The following is a 20,514-nucleotide window of genomic DNA, read 5'->3' as shown; positions in this document are numbered from 1 at the left end:
CCCCCCCGTCCGCGTCCTCACACCCACACCCCCTCCCCCGCCGCCCCCCCCCCGCCCCCCGCGTGCCGGCCCCCCCCCCCCCCCCCCCCGTCGCGCCCCCCCCCCCCCCCCGGCTACGAGGGGTGACGCATCACTCCCCGTTCGACTCCCCATTCGCCCCGTTCCCGCTCTCGGCCTCTTCCGTGATGTGCTCGACCGAGACGACGTGTTCGTCCTCGGCGGTGTCGAACACGATCACGCCCTGGGTCGAGCGGCCGGCGACGCGGATGCCTTCGACCGGGCAGCGGATCAGCTGGCCCTTGTCGGTGACCAGCATGATTTGATCAGCATCTTCCACCGGGAACGACGCTACGAGGTTGCCGTTGCGGTTGTTGACGCTCATGGCGACGATGCCTTTGCCGCCTCGGCCCGTGGTGCGGTACTCGTAGGACGAGGTCCGCTTGCCGTAACCGTTGACGGAGACAGTCAGCACGACCTGCTCCTGCGCCGACATCTCGATGTAGCGCTCCTGGGCGAGCTGGAAGCTGCCGGAGGTCTCCTCGGCCTCCGCGTCCGCCGCCGGCTCCTCGGGCGCAGCTTCGCCGGCGACCGCACGACGCATCTTCAGGTACGCCGAGCGCTCGTCGGACGTCGTCTCGACGTGGCGCAGGATCGCCAGAGAGATCACCTTGTCGCCCTCGGCAAGCGCAATGCCGCGCACGCCCATCGAGGTGCGCCCGGTGAACACGCGCACGTCGGTCACGGGGAAGCGGATGCACTGGCCGCCGGCGCCGGTCAAAAGCACGTCGTCGTGCTCGGTGCAGATCTGCACGTCGACGATGGCTTCGTTGTCGTCGAGCTTCATCGCGATGATGCCGGAGCGGCGGACATCGACGAAGTCGGACAGCTTGTTGCGCCGGACGTTGCCGCCGGTCGTGGCGAACATCACGTCGAGATTGCCCCAGGTGGACTCGTCCTCCGGCAGCGGCATGATGGTGGTGATGCGCTCGCCCTGCTCCAGCGGCAGGATGTTGATCAGCGCCTTGCCGCGCGCATTCGGCGCGGCCATCGGCAGGCGCCAGACCTTGATCTTGTAGACTTGGCCGCGCGAAGAGAAGAACAGCATCGGCGTATGCGTGGACGCCACGAACAGCCGGCTGACAAAATCCTCGTCGCGGGTCTGCATGCCGGCGCGGCCCTTGCCGCCGCGGCGCTGGGCCCGGTAGGCCGACAGCGGCACACGCTTGACGTAGCCGGCGTGGGAGACGGTGACGACCATGTCCTCGCGCTGGATCAGGTCCTCGTCCTCGACCTCGCCTTCCTGCTCGATGATGACGGTGCGGCGCGGGGTCGCGAACTCGGCTTTCACTTCGGCGAGCTCGGACTTGATGATTCCCAGCACGCGGTCGCGCGAACGCAGGATGTCGAGATAGTCGGCGATCTCGCCGGCGAGCTTGTCGAGCTCCTCGCGGATTTCGTCACGGCCGAGTGCGGTGAGGCGTTGCAGGCGCAAATCGAGAATGGCCCTCGCCTGCTCCATCGACAGCCGGATCGTGCCGTCCTCGCTGATGCGGTGGCGCGGATCGTCGATCAGCGTCAGCATGTCCTCAACGTCCCGGGCGGGCCAGTCGCGCGACATCAGGGTGTCGCGCGCGGTGGTCGGGTCGGGCGAGGTCCGGATGACGCGGATCATCTCATCGATATTGGCGACCGCGATGGCGAGACCGACCAGGATATGGGCGCGATCGCGGGCCTTGGCGAGCAGGAACTTGGTGCGCCGCGTGACGACCCGCTCGCGGAAGTCGACGAAGATCGCCAGCAGGTCCTTCAGATGCATGATCCGCGGACGGCCGCTGTCGAGCGCCACCATGTTGACGCCGAAGCTCGTTTGCAGCGGCGTGAACCTGTAGAGCTGATTGAGCACCACATCCGGCACGGCGTCGCGCTTCAATTCGATGACGACGCGGTAGCCGTCGCGATCGGATTCATCGCGCAGGTCGCCGATGCCCTCGATCTTCTTTTCCTTGACCAGCTCGGCGATGCGCTCGACCATCGTCGCCTTGTTCACCTGGTAGGGAATCTCGGTGATGATGATCGCCTCGCGCTCCTTGCGGATGGTCTCGATCGCGACCTTGCCGCGCATCATGACCGAGCCGCGGCCGAGGTGATAGGCGGCGCGGATGCCCTGCCGTCCGAGGATGACCCCGCCGGTCGGGAAATCCGGTCCCGGCACGATGTTGATGAGCTCGTCGATGGTGAGCGCGGGGTTGTCGATCAGCGCGACGCAGGCGTGGATGACCTCGCCGAGATTGTGCGGCGGGATGTTGGTCGCCATGCCGACCGCGATGCCGCCGGCGCCGTTGACGAGAAGGTTCGGGAACTTGGCCGGCAAGACCGACGGTTCGGTCTCGTTGTTGTCGTAGTTCGGCTGGAAATCGACCGTGTCCTTGTCGATGTCGGCCAGCAGGGCCAGCGCCGCCTTCGTCAATCGGGCTTCGGTGTAACGATAGGCAGCCGGAGGATCGCCGTCGACCGAGCCGAAATTGCCCTGGCCGTCGATCAGCGGCACGCGCATGGAGAAGTCCTGCGCCATCCGGACCATGGCGTCGTAGATCGACTGGTCGCCATGCGGATGATATTTACCGATGACGTCACCGACCACGCGGGCGGACTTGACGTACTTCTTGTCGGGCGTGTGCCCCTGCTCGTTCATCGAGTACAGGATGCGGCGATGCACCGGCTTCAGACCGTCGCGAGCGTCAGGCAGCGCCCGCGCCACGATCACGCTCATGGCGTAGTCGAGATAGGACTTCTTCATCTCCTCGAAGATGGAGACGGGGCGAATATCCGAGGGTTGCGCCGGCTGGTCGCCGGGCTTGTCGTCGTCGTCAGCCAAGGGGAAATCCGGTGAGATTTTATCTGGGAATCATATAGCGCATCGAGCCCCTGATAACCACCCTCGCGGCGTTCTGGGAAGCGCTTTTTCCGCCTATTTTTCCAACAACTTAAGCCCTTGCGAGCGGTGTCGCGGACGGCCCCCGCATCGGCCTTGCAAAATCGCCGGGGACGCGGGGAAAACCGCGCGGCGAGCTGGCCCCGTCAGCGCGTTTGCCAAGCCGCAATCCGAGCTCACCCCAAACATGAAGCGGGCCCGGAAATTCCGAGCCCGTCCTGCCGATTAGTGGGATTTTCTGACACGAGATGAGAAGCGCCGCCGATCCGGCGGGCGCATCCGCATCGAGACGCCGCGTTCTCAGAACGTGATCGCTCAGAACGGGATATCGTCGTCCATGTCGCTGTTGCGGCCACCGCCGCCGGCCGCTACAGGGCGCCGCGGTGCGCTGCTGACCGGACCGGAGGAGCCGAAATCGCCGCCCGGCTCGTCGCCGAAGCTGCCGCCTCCCCCACCGCCGCTACGGCCGTCCAGCATCGTCAGGGTGGAGTTGAATCCCTGCAGCACGACTTCGGTCGAGTACTTCTCGACGCCGCTCTGGTCGGTCCATTTGCGGGTCTGGAGCGCGCCCTCGACGTAGATCTTGGCGCCCTTCTTCAAATACTGTTCGGCGACCTTGCAGAGCCCTTCATTGAAGATCACGACGCGGTGCCACTCGGTCTTTTCCTTGCGCTCGCCGGTCGCTTTGTCGCGCCACGTCTCCGAGGTCGCGACGCTCAGATTGGCAATCGGCCGCCCGTCCTGGGTGCGGCGGATTTCAGGATCCTTGCCGAGATTTCCAACCAGAATGACCTTGTTGACGCTTCCCGCCATCTCCGCTCTCCGCTCCGAATGCCATTGAATTCAAGAAGGCCGGTCCGCTCCCCGCGTTCCGCCGTGCCTGTTGAGGCGACCCTATACGCTCGCCGAACGCTTGCGGACGCCGATCAGTCCGTCACCCCTCCGGTTATCCCCACATATAGCATCGACCTCCGGCTCGTTCCAGATTTGTTCTTGGCGAATGACAGCCCTGAAGGTGTGGGAATCGATCGGCCAATGTGCTGTGGGAAGGCACGGGTCGATTGGAACCTTTTTAGGTTCCAAAAAACGGAAGAAAGAACTTAACATTCAGCAAGTTATGGGTACTCGCACTGCCCCGTTCTTGTTGCATTTCGGAGACGGACTCTGCCGCTCCGCAGAGCTACGGTTGCCTCGGACTTAGTTCATATGGGCCCTCGCGCCTGATCAGCCGCTTCGGGGACATTAAGAGGCGGACGAACCTGGGGAGACTTGCAATGAATAGGCTTCTTATTGGTGCAATCGGTGCAGTGGCGATGGGCCTGTCGGCTCCGGCCAGTGCGGCGGACATGGCCGCGCGTCCTTACACGAAGGCGCCAATGGCCGCGCCCGCACCGATCTATACCTGGACCGGCTTCTACGCCGGTGTGCAGGGAGGCGGCGGCTGGGGTCGTAGCGACGAGACCTTCTTCGACGGTCCGAACACAGCGATCTTCGCAGGCAGCCAGAGGTATGACACGAGCGGCGGCTTCGTCGGCGGGGTGTTCGGCTACAATTGGCAGTCCGGTCCGGCCGTGTTCGGCATCGAAGGCGATTATCACTGGGCCGACATCAGCGGCCGTTCGGCCGAGATTAATGCCGGCCTCGGCGACACCTACTTCACGAAGATTCGTGGCTTCGGCGACATCAAGGGCCGTCTCGGCTACTCGACCGGCCCCGCGCTCTGGTTCGTCAGCGGCGGTGCCGCGGTCGGTGACATCCAGCACCGCTACGACGGCATTCCCGGAAACGTCTTTGTCCAGAACGACTGGCGCTGGGGTTGGACCGTCGGTGCAGGCGCTGAATACATGTTCGCTCCGAACTGGTCAGCCAAGGTCGAGTATAACTACATCGATTTCGGCAGGAGCACGATCCAATACTCTCCAGTGGTCACCAACCGCTCCGAATGGACCGACACCGTTCACACCATCAAGGTGGGCGTGAACTATCACTTCAACTGGGGCGGCTCGGTCGTCGCGAAGTACTGATATCCCTCTGATATCATTGAGATCAAAGGCCGGCCCTGTGCCGGCCTTTTTTGCTGTGCTTCCCCAGCTCGGAATAGTCAGTCAACAACCATTACGTTTCACACACGGTGTGACTTTTGAGTGACACAACTTGCGGCTTCACCGGTGTATGGAGACATCAGTTGGACCACCGCGTCCGATGCCCTTCCCGATCGTGGAAGGCACAATCAGAAACTGGGACTGGGATTAGTTGAAAATGAAAAAGGTTTGGTTGGCTTCGGCCTGTTTGTTCGCTCTCGCTGCCCCGGCCTCGGCCGCTGATCTCGCGGCGCGCCCCTACACCAAGGCGCCGGTGGCCATGGCTTCGGTCTACAACTGGACCGGCTTCTACCTCGGTATCGTCGGTGGTGGCGCCTGGGAAAATTCCTCCACCGACCCGAAGATGAAGGGCGGCTTCGTCGGCGGCACCGCCGGCTATAACTGGCAGACCGGCAACGTCGTGTTCGGCGTCGAGGCCGATGGCGCCTGGGCAGACGTCAGCGCTTCGGCCGCTGGTACGGTTTTCGTTGCGGGCGTCGGTGGCATCCCCGCCTCGCTGAGCTCCAAGACTGACGCGATGGGCACCGTGCGCGGCCGCATCGGCTGGGCCGTCAACAACGTGCTGTTCTACGGCACCGGTGGTTACGCCTGGATCGACAACAAGCTCACCGCCACCCTGGGCGGTCTCTCGGTCTCCGACAGCAAGTTCCACTCGGGCTGGACCGTCGGCGCGGGCGTCGAGGCGTTCTTCGCTCCGCAGTGGTCGGTCAAGGGCGAATACCTCTATCGCAGCCTCGGCGGCGAGACCTACTTCGGAGGCGCCATTCCGACCGGAACGCTCAACCTCCACACCGTGCAGGTCGGCGTGAACTATCACTTCGGGGGCCCGGTGGTCGCGAAGTACTGAGTTCAGTACCTAGCTCCAACGCATCCGCGTTACGAAAGGCCGGCCTTGCGCCGGCCTTTTTGTTTGACGGGCACGTCGCCTCGAGTTTCGACTGCCGCGCTCCTGCCAGATGCCGCCAGCGCGCCAACAATCCGTTGACGATTCGCAAACGCCACTGGAAATCCGCCCCCGTTCTTCCTACGTTCGCTCACATACCCATCGGCGCCGATCCCGGTTCCGGGCGAAGCGCGCCTGTTTCGTTGGCGCGATCGCGCGCTTTTGGATTCCTTGAGGACCACCAGGATGGATGAAGTGATCAAGGCGAAGCGCCAACAACAGAACGTGGGAGCACACCTGCGCGCAATTACGATCCGTGGCGCGCGCGAGCACAACCTCAAGAACGTCGACGTCGAGATTCCCCGCGACAAGCTGGTGGTGTTCACGGGGCTGTCAGGCTCCGGCAAATCCTCGCTCGCGTTCGACACCATCTACGCCGAGGGCCAGCGCCGCTACGTCGAATCGCTGTCGGCCTATGCCCGCCAGTTCCTGGAGATGATGCAGAAGCCTGATGTCGACCAGATCGACGGCCTGTCGCCGGCGATCTCGATCGAGCAGAAGACGACGTCGAAGAACCCGCGCTCCACCGTCGGCACCGTCACCGAAATCTACGACTATATGCGCCTGCTGTGGGCGCGTGTCGGCGTGCCCTATTCGCCCGCCACCGGCCTGCCGATCGAGAGCCAGACCGTCTCGCAGATGGTCGACCGCGTGCTGGCGCTCCCCGAGGGCTCGCGCCTCTATCTGCTCGCGCCGGTCGTGCGCGGCCGCAAGGGTGAGTACCGCAAAGAGCTCGCCGAATGGCTCAAGAAGGGCTTTCAGCGCGTCAAGATCGACGGCGCCTTCCACGAGCTCGCCGAAGCGCCGACGCTAGACAAGAAATTCCCGCACGACATCGACGTCGTCGTCGACCGCATCGTCGTGCGCCCCGACATCGGTCAGCGCCTCGCCGAAAGCTTCGAGACCGCGCTGAAGCTTGCCGAGGGTCTTGCCGTCATCGAATTCGCCGATGCGCCGGCTGCAGCAGCACCCGCGGAAGAGAAAAAGAAGACCGCAAAGATCCACGACAAGAGCGGACCCGAGCGCATGCTGTTCTCGGAAAAGTTCGCCTGCCCCGTGTCCGGCTTCACCATCCCCGAGATCGAGCCCCGACTGTTCTCGTTCAACAATCCCTATGGCGCCTGCCCGGCCTGCGGCGGACTCGGCGTCGAGCAGCATGTCGACGAAGACCTCGTCATCCCCGACAAGGAGCTCGCCATCGGCAAGGGCGCGATCGCGCCCTGGGCCAAATCCTCGTCGCCCTATTACATCCAGACGCTGACTGCGCTCGGCAAGCACTACAAGTTCACGCTGACCACCAAATGGAAGGATCTGCCCAAGAAGACGCAGAACGCGATCCTGCATGGCTCCGGCGAGGACGAGATCAAGTTCTCCTACGAGGACGGCGTCCGTTCCTACGACACCAAGAAGCCGTTCGAGGGCGTCATCACCAACATCAACCGCCGCTATCGCGAGACCGAGAGCGAGTGGGCGCGCGAGGAGCTGGCGAAGTACTTCCACGACGTGCCCTGCGAGGCGTGCCACGGCTTTCGGCTGAAGCCCGAGGCGCTCTGCGTCAAGATCGGCGGCAAGCATATCGGCGACATCTCCGAAATGTCGGTGAAGGGCGCCGGCGCGTGGTTCGAGACCGTGCCGGAGGCGCTGAACACCCAGCAGAACGAGATCGCCGGCCGCATCCTCAAGGAGATCCGCGAGCGCCTCACCTTCCTGCTCGACGTCGGCCTCAACTATCTCACGCTGTCCCGCTCCTCCGGCACGCTGTCCGGCGGCGAGAGCCAGCGCATCCGCCTGGCCTCGCAGATCGGCTCGGGGCTAACAGGCGTGCTCTACGTGCTGGACGAGCCCTCGATCGGACTGCACCAGCGCGACAACGCACGCCTGCTCGATACGCTGAAGCGCCTGCGCGACCTCGGCAACACCGTGATCGTAGTCGAGCATGACGAGGACGCGATCCTGCTCGCCGACCACGTCCTCGACATCGGGCCTGGCGCCGGCATGCATGGCGGCAACATCATCGCCGAAGGCACGCCCGCCGAAATCATGCGCAACCCGAACTCGCTGACCGGCAAATATCTCACGGGCGAGCTCGAGGTCGAGGTGCCGGAGCGGCGCCCGCCAAACCATCGCCGCACCATCAAGGTGGTCAACGCGCGCGGCAATAATCTGAAGAACGTCACGGCCGAAATCCCGCTCGGCCTGTTCACCTGCGTCACCGGCGTCTCCGGCGGCGGCAAGTCGACGCTGCTGATCGACACGCTGTACAAGGCGATCGCCCGCAAGCTGAACAATGCCAGCGAGGGCGCGGCTCCGCACGACCGCATCGAGGGCCTCGAGCACATCGACAAGATCATCGACATCGACCAGTCGCCGATCGGCCGCACGCCACGTTCGAACCCCGCGACCTACACCGGCGCCTTCACGCCGATCCGCGAATGGTTCGCCGGCCTGCCCGAGTCCAAAGCGCGCGGCTACGAGCCCGGCCGCTTCTCCTTCAACGTCAAGGGCGGCCGCTGCGAGGCCTGCCAGGGCGACGGCGTCATCAAGATCGAGATGCACTTTCTACCCGACGTCTACGTCACCTGCGACGTCTGCAAGGGCAAGCGCTACAACCGCGAGACGCTCGAGGTCCTGTTCAAGGGCAAGAGCATCGCCGACGTGCTCGACATGACCGTCGAGGAAGCCGCCGAGTTCTTCAAGGCGGTCCCGCGCGTGCGCGAGACCTTCCAGACGCTGCACCGCGTCGGCCTCGACTACATCCATGTCGGCCAGCAGGCCACGACGCTGTCCGGCGGCGAAGCCCAGCGCGTCAAGCTCGCCAAGGAGCTGTCAAAGCGCGCCACCGGCCGCACGCTCTACATCTTGGACGAGCCGACCACCGGCCTGCATTTCCACGACGTCAAGAAGCTGCTGGAGGTGCTGCACGAGCTGGTCGCGCAGGGCAACACGGTCGTCGTGATCGAGCACAATCTCGAAGTCATCAAGACCGCCGACTGGGTCATCGACCTCGGCCCCGAAGGCGGCGACGGCGGCGGCGAGATCGTCGCCTGGGGCCCGCCCGAGGACATTGCGAAAGCGCCGCGGAGCTACACCGGCAAGTTCCTGGCCCCGGTGCTCGCCAAGGCGCGGAAGCCGAAGCGGAGACGGACGGCGAGCGAGGCGGCGGAGTAGCGGCGCCTCGTTCCTACAGTCGAAGAAGCCACGATATCTGGCCGTGAAAATCAGCTGGGAATACCACGTGGAGTGGACGATCCGACCTCGACGTTTCGTGGGTCGCGTCAGCGAGTATCGCTAGATAGATCCTCGCATTCGCGATGTCTCGAACAAGTGGCACGTCTGCGTGCTCCAGAATGACCGGTCCCGCAGGTAACCAAGAGAGATCGCGCAGGCACTCCTCAAGAGCATCCCAATTCTCACCGAAATAGTCAGGACAACCAAGCTGCTTTGCAAGCAAGCCAAGAAGGATCATCTTGTGAGAGATGTCTGCCGGAAGGCAGACGCGGACAGCGGCATTGGTCGATAAATCCTCCCGACGGAATAGGAAGGGTGGTTCGAGCCCGCTTACCACGCTAACCACCGACAAATTCGATAACCGCCTCCCCCCGCGCAACCGCTTCGCTGATTTGCGGCATGGCGCTCAAGATCTGACGGATCAGGGCACGATTGTCGATGTTGCCAACCCGGACCCACAGCACGATCGGACCCTGTTTCTTTGCGGCGCGAAGGAGGGAGAAATCGCGGTCCTTGGTAACGAGAACGGCCGATCGAGAAACGGCTTCGCTCCAGATCATCCCGTCGGTCGCGTTTGCCATCCCGAACTCGGCCACATGAGCGGCATCGTACCCAGCGCGACGCATGGCCACCGAAAGTGCCGGAGGAAGCTGAGCGTCAATTAGGTAAAGCAAGCTACTTGGCCGCTATGACCGGGTGATCTACCTGACGGGCAGCATAGGCGAGCACTGCGTCGATATCGGCCGCTTCGAGATACGGATAGTCCTCAAGGATGCTCTCGCGCGACTGTCCGGCGGACAGCAGCCCCAGGACGTCAGCGACAGTTATGCGCAGATTGCGAATGCACGGGCGTCCATGCATGCGCTGCGGATCGACCGTAATCCTTGCCAGTAGCTCCGACATCTGTCACCTCTACACAGATCAATATAGCATTTGTCATAACATCTGTCAGCGGGTAGCAGGCCGCTCAATTCTCGACCCTCCGGCACTTTCCTCGCCCATGCCCTACTCCCTCGCCATCTTCGATCTCGACGGCACGCTGGCCGACAGCTTTCCGTGGTTCCTGCGCACCATCAACGACGTCGCCGATCGCTTCGGCTTTCGCCGTGTTGCGGATGAGGATGTCGAGGGGCTGCGGCACGCTTCGTCGCGCGAGATTCTTAGCCGCCTCGAGGTGCCCCTGTGGAAGCTGCCGGCGATCGCGCGACATGCGCGGCGGCTGAAGGCGGAGGCTGCGGCCGAGATTGCGCTGTTTCCGGGCGTCGAGGCGATGCTGCGGACGCTCGCGGAAACCGGCGTGCAGCTCGCGCTGGTGACGTCGGACAGCGAAGCCAATGCGCGCGAGAAGCTCGGCGATTGCGCGGCGCTGTTCGCCCATTTCGATTGCGCGGCATCGCTGTTCGGCAAGCCGTCGAAATTTCGCCGCGTCATGCGGCGCGCCGGCGTGGCGCCTGGCAAGGTGATCTCGATCGGCGACGAGGTGCGCGACATCGAGGCGGCGCGAGCTGTCGGCATTGCCTGCGGCGCGGTCGGCTGGGGTTATGCGGCGCCGGCGGCGCTGCGGGCGCTGGCACCGGATCACATGTTTGAGCGGATAGATGAGATTGTGTGGACGCTGTGCCCCGGTGCAGTAGCCCGGATGAGCGAAGCGACATCCGGGAACGCCGGTGGATGAGGAGAGCCCTGTCCCGCATGTCGCTCCGCTCATGCGGGCTACACGCCCCTACTCGGTCTTCCGCAAGAACGCCCCAAACGCGCGCGGGCCGTCGCCGGTCTTGACCTCACCGATCACCTTCATCTCGACCGCGTCGATGATGTCGAGCGTGTTGCTTTCCCAACAGGCGACGATGACGCGCTTGCCGTCGGCGGTCGCGGCGATGCCTTCGGGATAATCGCCGACATTGATGCGCTTGATCGGCTTCAAGGTCGCCAGATCGAACACGCTGACAGTGCCGCCATATTGATCGGTGACGAAGCCGCGTCCCAAGGTCAGCGCCACCGCATAAGGGCGCATCCCGACCGGCACGCGGCCGATCTCGTTACCCGCGGCGATATCGATCACGGAGACGTCGTTAGAGCCGACGTTGGCGGTGTAGGCGCGCTTGCCCTCGGCATCGACGGTGACACCGAACGGACGCGTGCCGACCTTGATGGTCGCCCCCCGCTGGCGCGTCGCGGTGTCGACCACCGAGACGCTGTCGTCGTCGCGGTCGGCCGAGAGCAGCAGCTTGCCATCCGGCGTCACCGCCAGACCTGACGGCGAGGCGCCGACCGCGATGCTGGCCGTGACGCTGCGCGAGGCCGTATCGATCACCCGCACAGCCGCGGCATACCAGTCGGCGACATAGACGGTGCGGCCATCCGGCGCGACCGCGATGCCGAGTGGCCCGCCGCCGACCTCGATCCGCCCGATAACCTGCCGCGTCGCTGCGTCCACCACATTCACGGCCTTGGCATCCGGGCTCGTCACATAGGCAAAACGCCCGTCCGCGCTGACGGCGATGCCGGCCGGCTTGCCGCCGATCGGGATCGTCGCAACGCTGCGCGCCGTGGCGAGGTCCACGATCATCAGATCGTCGCTGAGCTGGTTGGTGACGAACGCCTCTTCGGCGGACGTATGCGCGATGCCGACCAGGCAAAGGCTGGCGGCGAGCGCCGCCAGGACGAGCGTCCGCACCGTCAGCTTCCGCTCTCAATCTTCTTCTTCAAAGACTCGAGGCCGGCCTTGTAGAGCCCGCTCACCGCAGTCTTGGCAGCCTCGTCACTCAGCTCCGGCGGCGGGTCGTTGTTGGGAAAGCCGCGGTAGAACGCGCCGGCCCATTCCAGCGTCGAGCCCTTGCCGTCGGCACTCGGCGTCACGGTCAGGGTCGAGGAGTAATTGGTCACCGGCAGCACCTTCACGTCCACATTGGTGATCCGGTAGGAATAGCTCATGGCGGCGGCGTCGAACTTGTAGAGCTCCTCGTCGACGGTGGCGCCTCCCGTCAGCGTCAGCTTCCGCGTCGCGCCGATCTCGTTGCCCTTCTCGCCCTCGGTCTTGGTAACCGGCGGCAGCCAGCTCATGTCCTGGAAATTGCCGATTGCGGCCCACACCTTGGCCGGGGCGGCGTTGATCTCGATGGATTCGCGCACCTTCTGCCGGGTCGGCCCGTGAGCCCAAGCAGATGTCGAAGCCGGGCCAAACGCCGCCGTCAAAGCCGCCGCGCCCGCGGCAGTCAGCACCGCGGCCAGGACCGTGCGCCGTCCAATCGTCACCCTCATCTCGTTTCCTCATGCGTCTCGTTGATCATGCGCGACTTGAAGCGCGCTGGGATCATGGTAGCGCATTTTGCGGCCGCGGGGAGACCCGTTCGTGGCCGCGTTGCGGCGAGCGTCCGCGCGGCCCACAACCCCTTGCCGCCCGGCGGGCAAAACACCCTATAAGAGGGTCAATCACGGCACGCAGAAATATTTCTCTTTATCCGTATTTCGGTTTATCGTATAGAAGGCCATCCCAACCCGGCCGAGGGGCGGATCGCGATCGTCACGAACGCGGGATGGGACGTGGTGGGCGCAGGCGGCGTCGGCGCGAAGGGCTTTGCAGGGCGGGAAACCGTGAGCGAAGGCGTCGCGCACACGACCGGCGCAGCCTGCGTACGGCAAAATCGTGTGGTCCTGGCGCCCGGGGTCTGTGCGCCAAGTGTTGCGGTGATGTGGCGGCCCGACCGGGTTCGCGCATCAGCCATCCGCAAGGCGACGGGGGCAATAGTGCATCGCTCCCCGGGGAGATCACGACATAAGCCGTAAAACCACTGCGCAGGGAAGGCCGTGTGTTGGGCTTCACCTGTATGCCGCTGTGCAGCCTCTTGTAGCGCAACCTTCGCACAGTGGACCGTGGGTGCCAGCCGGCACCCGGCCTTCCCTGCGCCCTCGGCATTTTTGAGGGCAAAGAATTCCGCAAAGCTCGGGCCGCACAAGCCGCGAGAACGCGAAACCGCGCGGACTCCGTGGCTTGAAATACGAAGAGCGATTTTGCGCGCGTGCCCCGGACGCGGCGCAGCGCCCTTGCGGTGCGCCGCAGAGCCGCGGCCCACGCAGCGGCAAATGCACGGCTTCTGGATCCCGGCTCTACGCCGCAACGCTTACGCGTTGCAGCTTGTCCGGGATACGAGCGTGGAACTCTATCTGGCGCGCTGGCGACAGCAACATGCCAAGTACGAAAGCCTCGCGAAAGCTGCATCTGGGAAACAGCTAGAAACAAACGGCAACAAAACCCCGTATCCGTCACTTGACGCAAATTGTAACCTGAGAATGTGAACCAGAATCGTCCTGGGAAGACGCAGCTGAGACAGTTTCCTGGCATGAAGCCAGCCCCCACCTCGCGACCCCGCAATGATTGACGGACGTCCGGGACCGCAAGAGCCGCGAGGAGTGCGCGATGGTATCGACCTATTTCAGTTACAGCTACATCACGCGCAATCTCAAGCAGTCCCTGACGCGGGTCGAACAGCAACAGGACGTGGCGCGCGAGGCCGCCTATTACAAAGCCCACATCGGCAAGGTGAAGTCCGTCGATGACTTCATGAAAGACTATCGCCTTTATCATTATGCAACGAAGGCATACGGCCTCGAAGACATGGCCTACGCCAAGGCCTTCATGAAAAAGGTGCTGGAGAGCGACCTCTCCGACGCAAACAGCTTTGTCAACAAGCTGGTCGACAAGCGTTACCGCGAGTTCGCCGCGGCATTTTCCTTCAATGGCAGTGCAACGCCGGTTGCGCAATCGGAGAACCAGACCGACGAGATGATCGGTCTGTACACGGCGACCAGGAAAAACCAGGTCGATGCACTTGCCAGCGACTCCAATTACTACAGCGCCGAAATCGGCAACATCAGCAGTGCAGACCAGCTCCTGAACAACGACCGTCTTCGCAACTATGTTTATTCGGCGTACGGGATCGATCAAAGCAAGTGGTCGCGTGACACGATAAGCCAGGTCTTGCGCAGCGATCCATCCGATCCAAACAGCTACGTCAACACCACTTTTGCGTCTCAGCTGACTGGCCTCAACACCCAGCTTGCTCAAGCCCAATCAGATGTCAGCGCCGCCAAATTGAATATCGCCAATTACACCGCCCAACTCTCGCAACCGGGCGCGAACGTGACCCAGTTGAACGTCCAGATCCTGGTCGAAAAGCATCATTTGGAGTCATATGCGAGCAGCATTTCCAGCCTCAGCGACCAGATAGGGACGATTGGCGGGTTCGTCGACCTGGCCGGCGCGTTCGAATTTTCCTCCGACGGGTCGCTTCCGTCAGGTGTGTCGGCGCAGACTGCTGCAAATGTCACGATCACGAAACAGAAGTTCGACGACAGCAAGTCCGCCGTCTATTCGGCGGCAAGCCCGTTGAACGAAGCTTTCGCAATCAGGCAATTCAGAACTGCCATCCTCAAGATCAATTCAGTCGAGGCGTTCGTATCGACACCAGGCGTATATGATTTTGCGCTGGGAGCCGTCGGCCTCGATCCCGCAAACGTGTCGCCGGCGACTGTGAAGGCCGTGCTCGAAAGCGACATCAACGACCCCAAGAGCTACGTGTATACCCTCAAGGACGACCGATATTTGGGACTGGCCCGCGCCTTCAACTTCGACGCAAAGGGCAATCTGACCACCCCCTTGGTGGCTCAGGACTCGGCTGAAGTCCTCCAGATCGCGAAGGACTACGTCATTGGCGCGGTGAAGAGCGCAAGCACGGCAACTCCCCAGCAGCAGGCCGCAGTTCGGGCACAGGCCACGAAGGATGCGACGGAATATCAGCAAGCCATCGCCGGCATCGACAGTGTTTCCGATCTTCTCGCAAACAGGCCGATGGTCGATTTCATTCTCCTGGCCAAGGGTCTGGATCCCAGGAAGGTCAGCACCGATTTTCTCAAGAAGGTCTTCGCCTCCGATCTGAACGATCCAAAGAGCTTCGCGAACACCGAGAACGATCCTCGCTTCGCCGAAATCGTGGCGTCGTTCAATTTCGACAGCAAAGGCAACGTCGCGCGTCTTCCGATGATGGGTCCGCAGAAGCGGGATCAGTTCCGGGAAACACAGGCGAACTATGTCGAGCAAAGCCTGGAGCAGCAGCAAGGGGATGCCAATCCCGGCGTGCGCCTGGCGCTCTATTTCCAGCGAAAGGCGGGGGACATCACGTCCGCGTACGACATCTTGGCCGACAAGGCTCTTTCGGAGGTGTTCAGGACCACCTTCGATCTGCCTGACTCGATGGCGGCGATGCCGATCGATCAGCAGGCCAAGTTCGTGGACAGGTTCATGAAGATCAAGGATCTGTCCGATTCCGCGAAGGTTACGAAGCTGCTGAACCGTTTCTCCGCCATGTATGACATCAGAAACAGCCAGAGCACCGGCCAGGGCCAATCCCCCCTGCTCAACCTGTTTCAGGGATCGAGTTCGGGGATCAGTGACTCCACGTACTTGGCCATTGCCAAGCTACGCGCCCACTGATGATCGCTCGCCGGGGCTAGCCCAACACCTCGAGCACCAGCTCCATGGTCATCAGCACGGGATTGTCGCCACGGATCAGACGGCCCTCCGCCATGCCGCCGGTGCAGTCGATCAGCGCGACGTCGAGTGCGGCTTCGAGCGCGCCGGAGGAGCCGGCCGCAATCGTGCCGGCTGTCACCGCAAGCTCGGTCGCGAAGGGCTCGGTCACCCCGCCATGGGTAAATCGGGCGCCGATGGTCGAACCAACACCGCCATGGATCCTGCCGCGCGCGATGCCTTGCGCGCGGCAGAAGTCTTCGAGACAGAAGGCAAAATCCTGATTGGGGCGCAGCCGCAGCGCGAAAGCGCGGCTGGTCGTGCGTGCGCCGGTGCGCGCAGCCGCCACGGGCCCGAACAGCTTGAAATTGGTCTCGGGATCGGGCTCTGCGCTGAACATCGCACCATCGAGACCGAAGGCCTCGACCTCGAACGGCTCGGCGACGTCAGTCTCGTCCGGCAGCATGTGGCCGCCACCGGCGCGGCCATCGGCCTCCGTCCACAGCCCATGGCAATGAAAGAACGGCGCGCCATCGCGCATGCCCAGCGTCATGCTGGCGAGCCTGGTGCGCGTCACGCCGCCCGGTCGGAATGTGTCGCTGTAGAACGCGGCGTTCTCGCTGGTCTTCGACAGCGCCGGCATGACATACCCGAACGGCCCGAGCGCGCCGCGCCCGAAGTTGAGCACACCGCCGGCCAATCCCTCCGCGGCAAAACCACGGCGTGCCGCCTCCAGCAGCGGCAGACCTGCTTGAAGCGTGAAAGAGAAAGCGCGTCCCCTCGCCTCCACCCACTGGATGCGTTCGGCGACCGGCACGCCAGGCTGCTTGATGCTGCGCATGACCTTTGCTCAGCCCGTCCGTGTCTTGTCGAGATCGAGCAGGCCGCGCGCCTCGAGCTCGTCGCGAACCATCCGTTTGGGAACCTTCCCGTAGCCGGATTTCGGCAAGGCCTCCCAGAAGAAGAACCGCTTCGGCATCTTGTAGCGCGGTACCTTGGGCGACAGGAATGCCGCCATCTCCGCTTCGCTCACCGGCTTCGCGCCTTCGCGGACGACGCAGACGGCAACGCCGACCTCGCCCCAGGTCGCATCGGGCACGCCGAGCACCGCAACCTCGCCGACGCAAGGATGGGTCAGGATCTTCTCCTCGATCTCGCGCGGATAGATATTGGAGCCGCCGGAGATGTACATGTCGGAGGCTCGTCCCGTGATGTAGACGAACCCCTTCTCGTCCATGTGACCGAGATCGCCGGTGCGGAACCAGCCGTTGCGGAACGCCTTCGCATTGGCTTCGGGATTGTCGTAATAGCCGGCAAGCACCGCGGGGCCGATCACGCAGATCTCGCCGCTCTGGTTGGCGCCGAGTTCGCGGCCGTCGTCGTCCTGGATCGAGACCTGCATGCCGGTACGCTCGAAGCCACAGGTGCCGATCTTCGCGTGCGGCCCGTCCTCGGGATCATGCAGCGCCGCCGGCAGCACGGTGATGTTGCCGGTCACCTCGCCGAGGCCGAAATACTGCACGATGACCTTGCCAAGCTTCCTCAGCGCAGCCTTCTGGTCCTCGCGATACATCGGCGCACCCGCATAGATCACCTGGCGCAGCGAGGAATGATCGTATTTGTCGGCAGCGGGATGCTCGACCATCATCTTCAGAATGGTCGGCACCACGAAGAGATTGCTGACCCGATGCGCCTCGATCAGGCGGAACGCCTCGTCGATGTCGAATTTCTCGGTCGACAACAGCACGGTGCACACGCCGCGCGCGGTCTGCACCAGCTGATGCACGCCCGCGCCATGCGACAGCGGCGCCACCACCAGCGAGGCATCCGATTCGGTGACGCCGGGGGTGAGATCGGCGAGGTGGTTGGTGACGACAAAACCCATCTGACCGTGGGTGAGCACCGCAGCCTTGGAGCGGCCGGTGGTGCCCGACGTGAAGAAGAACCAGCAGGGATCGTCGTGCTCGACCGCGACGTTCTCGACCACGGCGCCGGCCTGCGAACCAACGGCATCGGCCACCGAGCGCTCGCCGAACGAGGCCTTGCCACCGACGCTCCAGGTGAATTCCAGCGCGCCACCGCTCACGGCCGCCGCGTGTTCGGGAAAATCGACATGGCACAGAAACGCCTTCGCCCCGGAGGCCTGCGCAAGATAAGTCACCTCGTCCGGCATCAGGCGGAAATTGGTGGGTACCCAGACCGCGCCGAGCCGGAACGCGGCGAACATCGAGAAGAACATCTCATCGCCGTTCTTGGAATGGACGAGGATGCGGTCGCCCTTCGCGATGCCGCGCGCCGCGAGGGCAGCCGCCAGCGCCGAGACCTGCGCGTCGATCTCCCGCCAGGTCCAGGACCTGTCGCCCCAGACGAAACCGGGACGCGCCCCATGCCGCCGCGCATTCTGGGTCAACATGTGAGCGAGATTCATGACGCGGCGGGACATGCGCAGGGGCTGCATCGGGCTTCCTCTTCGGCGGCGGACGGCACGCGAGCCGCCCGCTCATTGCAGCCCATTTATCGCCATCGCCCACGACCTCGCAAGACCGTCGGCCGCACGCCTGCCCTACGGCTGCCTGAATGCGAATGGTGTTGCCGTAACGGCCTTCTCCTTGACGCAGGCCTGCGCACCAAAGCCGCCGCAATAGCTGCCATGCAGATCGAAGCGGATGGTGCGCGCCGCACCCCGCTTCATTGGTTTTGGCTTGATCTCGTAGCCGCGGACACGGCCATCGAAGACGGGTTGCACGCTGCCGTCCGGCAACGTGACCAGGATGTTCATGACGCAGCCGCCGGTTCCGCAATAGGTCGTCTCGCGATCGCCACATCTGGTCTCGCTGAAATCGACGATGTAGTCGGCGCGACCGTCGCCGGTCAGATCGATCCTGCGCACCGTATCGGGCGCAAAAGTGACCGCGCCACCGCCCTGGCTCTCGCATTCCTCGTTCGCGTAGCGCACGGCCTTCTGCACGCCCGGCGGATAGTCGACAGGATTGAACGGCTTTGCGTTCTCGGCGCGCGCAGCGGTTGCGAACAGGACGAGCAGGAGGATCAGATATCGCATTGGCATTGGTCGTCAGCGCAGCCGCGATCGTTCAGGGAATTTTAAACATGATCGGCGCAACCTTGGTCAGTTCTCGCGTACAGAGTGCCGCATCATGGTCAAAGCGCCCGCCCTCCTCCTGTTATCGCTGGCGCTTGCCGGATGTGCCGTGGGCCCACAAGCGCACCTCGCCTCCGATCCCGTCTTCAAGCCTGCGCGCTATGCCTGGGACGGCGCCGGCGAAAATCCCAATCACCCGCGCGCCGCTTCAGAACCAGCACGGACGGCCCGATCCGAGCGCAACAGATCGCAAGCCGGGCTTCAGCCCTATTCGAAGGAATGGTGGCAGGCGCAGGATGGCATCGAGGCTGAACGGGACGCCAGGGTCAACCGTTCCCTCGTCATCTGCCAGGGCTGCCTGCACCCGCAGGCGCAGCCGGAGGATTCCAGGCTCGCCAAGGCGACCGATTGAAGCATCCGGACTATCAGGACCCGGAGGAAGTCCAGCCCCGTCGTCGCGAGAAGCGACCGAGAGCTACAACGCCCCGAGCTTCCGCAATCACTCCTGTGCGGTCTGCAGGCCCGGTTTCAATTCCGGCGCCTTCCTGAAATCGGCAATCGTACCCTGTTTGTCGCCGAGCCGCGCGCGTCGGTCGGCGCAACACGGATCGCCTCGCCTTAGTCGACGCGGATCGAGCTTGATGGCCTGGTCGTATTCGGCGATTGCACGATGAGGCTGAGCGGGACACGCAGTTTCCGGATATCTCCCCTGCGGCAACCGCTCTTGGTCGCACCATGGCAAGGGCCGGTTCAGGCGCCTAAATCAGAGGCAAGCAGTACGTCGGAAGGATTTTGCATGGCGCCATCGGTACGGGACAACAAGGACGGAAGCCGCTTCGAGCTCGATGTCGGCAGCGAAATCGCCTTCGCCAATTACCGGCTGACGCCGTCGGCGGTGATTATCACCCACACCGAGACGCCGCGCGCGCTGCGCGGCCGCGGCATCGGCTCCGAGCTGGTCAAGGGCGCGCTGGAATTGATCCGCCGCGACGGCAGGAAGGTGATCGCCGGTTGCGGTTTCGTCGTCGATTATCTCGACAGGCATCCGGAAGATGCGGATCTCGTCGCCTGAATGCAAAGGGCCCGCGCGATCGCGGGCCCTTGGGTTATGACCGGGCGATCGGTCAGTGCTTGATCTCCGGCGGCAGCTTGCCGCCATTCGCGGCGAGCTTGGACATCACCTGCTTGTGCAGCCAGACGTTCATGGTCGCGGAATCGTTGGTGTCGCCGCTGTAGCCGAGCTCCTTGGCGAGGTCCTTGCGCGCCGCGAGGCTGGAATCGATGTCGAGCGCCTTCATGAGATCGACGATAGAGGTGCGCCATTCCAGCTTCTCGCCCTTGTGCGCGGCGACCGCCGCGTCGACGATCGATGCAACGTCCACCGCTGGCGCCGATCCGCCCGGCGCTTCCCCCGCGGGCGCGCTGCCCGATGGTGCGCTGCCTGCGGGCGCGGCAGAAGCTGGATGGCTACCGAAGATCGCGCCCATAATTTTCCCGAAAATGCTCATGTCTGCTCCCCGAAAAGGACCCGTGGAAGGGCCTTGAGCGGCCCTTATAGACCAAGTTGCGTCATTGCGCCCGCGAAGTTCCGCGAACCAATACGCAGCATCAGCTTATCTGCGGCGAAATGACGGCCGAATGACATCGTCGAGGTTGCGCTGCGGCATCGAATCTCACCCAAGC

18 protein-coding genes are annotated in these 20,514 nt (G+C 63.7%); 7 read left to right on the top strand and 11 right to left on the bottom strand.

Going from position 1 to position 20,514, the window contains the following annotated elements:
- Positions 1-130: 130 nt before the first annotated feature.
- Both gyrA and AC0L2J_RS12385 read right to left on the bottom strand, forming a co-directional pair.
- Entirely contained in the window at positions 131-2,875 is a 2,745-nt protein-coding gene (gene gyrA, locus AC0L2J_RS12390) for a DNA gyrase subunit A (protein ID WP_473390032.1), read from the bottom strand.
- Positions 2,876-3,247: 372 nt separating this feature from the next.
- The gene (locus AC0L2J_RS12385; protein ID WP_007590726.1) at positions 3,248-3,745 is read right to left on the bottom strand and encodes a single-stranded DNA-binding protein; all 498 of its coding nucleotides are present in this window, start codon (positions 3,743-3,745) and stop codon (positions 3,248-3,250) included.
- Positions 3,746-4,206: 461 nt separating this feature from the next.
- Here AC0L2J_RS12385 and AC0L2J_RS12380 point away from each other — a divergent pair, with 461 nt between their 5' ends.
- The 3 genes from AC0L2J_RS12380 to uvrA all read left to right on the top strand — a co-directional run bounded on the left by AC0L2J_RS12380 (position 4,207) and on the right by uvrA (position 9,145).
- Complete coding sequence (locus AC0L2J_RS12380; protein ID WP_063996242.1) at positions 4,207-4,956, top strand: outer membrane protein; 750 nt, start codon at positions 4,207-4,209, stop codon at positions 4,954-4,956.
- A 235-nt stretch (positions 4,957-5,191) separates the two neighbouring features.
- On the top strand, positions 5,192-5,881 hold the full coding sequence (locus AC0L2J_RS12375) for an outer membrane protein (RefSeq protein ID WP_007610651.1): 690 nt from the start codon (positions 5,192-5,194) through the stop codon (positions 5,879-5,881).
- A gap of 282 nt (positions 5,882-6,163) precedes the next feature.
- Positions 6,164-9,145: an excinuclease ABC subunit UvrA gene (gene uvrA, locus AC0L2J_RS12370; protein ID WP_473390027.1), complete on the top strand. Its 2,982-nt coding sequence runs from the start codon at positions 6,164-6,166 to the stop codon at positions 9,143-9,145.
- Between the two features lie 13 nt (positions 9,146-9,158).
- Here the strand turns inward: uvrA and AC0L2J_RS12365 are convergent, their stop codons facing one another.
- The 3 genes from AC0L2J_RS12365 to AC0L2J_RS12355 form a co-directional block, all read right to left on the bottom strand.
- Positions 9,159-9,443, bottom strand: coding sequence for a barstar family protein (locus tag AC0L2J_RS12365; protein ID WP_473390023.1), 285 nt, complete (start codon positions 9,441-9,443; stop codon positions 9,159-9,161).
- Between the two features lie 100 nt (positions 9,444-9,543).
- Entirely contained in the window at positions 9,544-9,879 is a 336-nt protein-coding gene (locus AC0L2J_RS12360) for a DUF5615 family PIN-like protein (protein ID WP_473390019.1), read from the bottom strand.
- 1 nt (position 9,880) lies between these two features.
- Positions 9,881-10,108 (bottom strand): DUF433 domain-containing protein, encoded by a 228-nt coding sequence (locus AC0L2J_RS12355; protein WP_063996238.1) that lies wholly within the window; start codon positions 10,106-10,108, stop codon positions 9,881-9,883.
- Between the two features lie 97 nt (positions 10,109-10,205).
- Here AC0L2J_RS12355 and AC0L2J_RS12350 point away from each other — a divergent pair, with 97 nt between their 5' ends.
- The gene (locus AC0L2J_RS12350) at positions 10,206-10,880 is read left to right on the top strand and encodes an HAD-IA family hydrolase (RefSeq protein ID WP_473390016.1); all 675 of its coding nucleotides are present in this window, start codon (positions 10,206-10,208) and stop codon (positions 10,878-10,880) included.
- A 48-nt stretch (positions 10,881-10,928) separates the two neighbouring features.
- Here AC0L2J_RS12350 and AC0L2J_RS12345 read toward each other — a convergent pair whose 3' ends face one another.
- Together AC0L2J_RS12345 and AC0L2J_RS12340 are read right to left on the bottom strand one after the other, a co-directional pair.
- A complete protein-coding gene (locus AC0L2J_RS12345; RefSeq protein WP_473390013.1) occupies positions 10,929-11,882 on the bottom strand; it encodes a YVTN family beta-propeller repeat protein in 954 nt (317 codons plus the stop codon).
- Between the two features lie 2 nt (positions 11,883-11,884).
- On the bottom strand, positions 11,885-12,466 hold the full coding sequence (locus AC0L2J_RS12340; RefSeq protein ID WP_063996235.1) for an SRPBCC family protein: 582 nt from the start codon (positions 12,464-12,466) through the stop codon (positions 11,885-11,887).
- Between the two features lie 1,156 nt (positions 12,467-13,622).
- Between AC0L2J_RS12340 and AC0L2J_RS12335 the strand changes: the two genes are divergently transcribed.
- Complete coding sequence (locus AC0L2J_RS12335) at positions 13,623-15,695, top strand: DUF1217 domain-containing protein (protein WP_473390010.1); 2,073 nt, start codon at positions 13,623-13,625, stop codon at positions 15,693-15,695.
- A gap of 16 nt (positions 15,696-15,711) precedes the next feature.
- Here the strand turns inward: AC0L2J_RS12335 and AC0L2J_RS12330 are convergent, their stop codons facing one another.
- The 3 genes from AC0L2J_RS12330 to AC0L2J_RS12320 all read right to left on the bottom strand — a co-directional run bounded on the left by AC0L2J_RS12330 (position 15,712) and on the right by AC0L2J_RS12320 (position 18,792).
- The gene (locus tag AC0L2J_RS12330; protein ID WP_473390008.1) at positions 15,712-16,572 is read right to left on the bottom strand and encodes a PCC domain-containing protein; all 861 of its coding nucleotides are present in this window, start codon (positions 16,570-16,572) and stop codon (positions 15,712-15,714) included.
- 9 nt (positions 16,573-16,581) lie between these two features.
- A complete protein-coding gene (locus AC0L2J_RS12325) occupies positions 16,582-18,189 on the bottom strand; it encodes an acyl-CoA synthetase (RefSeq protein ID WP_473390006.1) in 1,608 nt (535 codons plus the stop codon).
- A 105-nt stretch (positions 18,190-18,294) separates the two neighbouring features.
- On the bottom strand, positions 18,295-18,792 hold the full coding sequence (locus AC0L2J_RS12320; protein WP_473390003.1) for a hypothetical protein: 498 nt from the start codon (positions 18,790-18,792) through the stop codon (positions 18,295-18,297).
- A gap of 94 nt (positions 18,793-18,886) precedes the next feature.
- Between AC0L2J_RS12320 and AC0L2J_RS12315 the strand changes: the two genes are divergently transcribed.
- Positions 18,887-19,243 (top strand): hypothetical protein, encoded by a 357-nt coding sequence (locus tag AC0L2J_RS12315; protein ID WP_473390000.1) that lies wholly within the window; start codon positions 18,887-18,889, stop codon positions 19,241-19,243.
- 384 nt (positions 19,244-19,627) lie between these two features.
- A complete protein-coding gene (locus tag AC0L2J_RS12310) occupies positions 19,628-19,903 on the top strand; it encodes a GNAT family N-acetyltransferase (protein ID WP_473389998.1) in 276 nt (91 codons plus the stop codon).
- Between the two features lie 52 nt (positions 19,904-19,955).
- Here AC0L2J_RS12310 and AC0L2J_RS12305 read toward each other — a convergent pair whose 3' ends face one another.
- Positions 19,956-20,339, bottom strand: coding sequence for a DUF3597 domain-containing protein (locus AC0L2J_RS12305; protein WP_007610669.1), 384 nt, complete (start codon positions 20,337-20,339; stop codon positions 19,956-19,958).
- Between the last annotated feature and the right edge of the window lie 175 nt (positions 20,340-20,514).

It is taken from the genome of Bradyrhizobium sp. MV1.5 (genome assembly GCF_055807615.1).
Note: the sequence above shows the minus strand (reverse complement) of the source record. Positions and strands in the feature narration are given on the sequence as shown.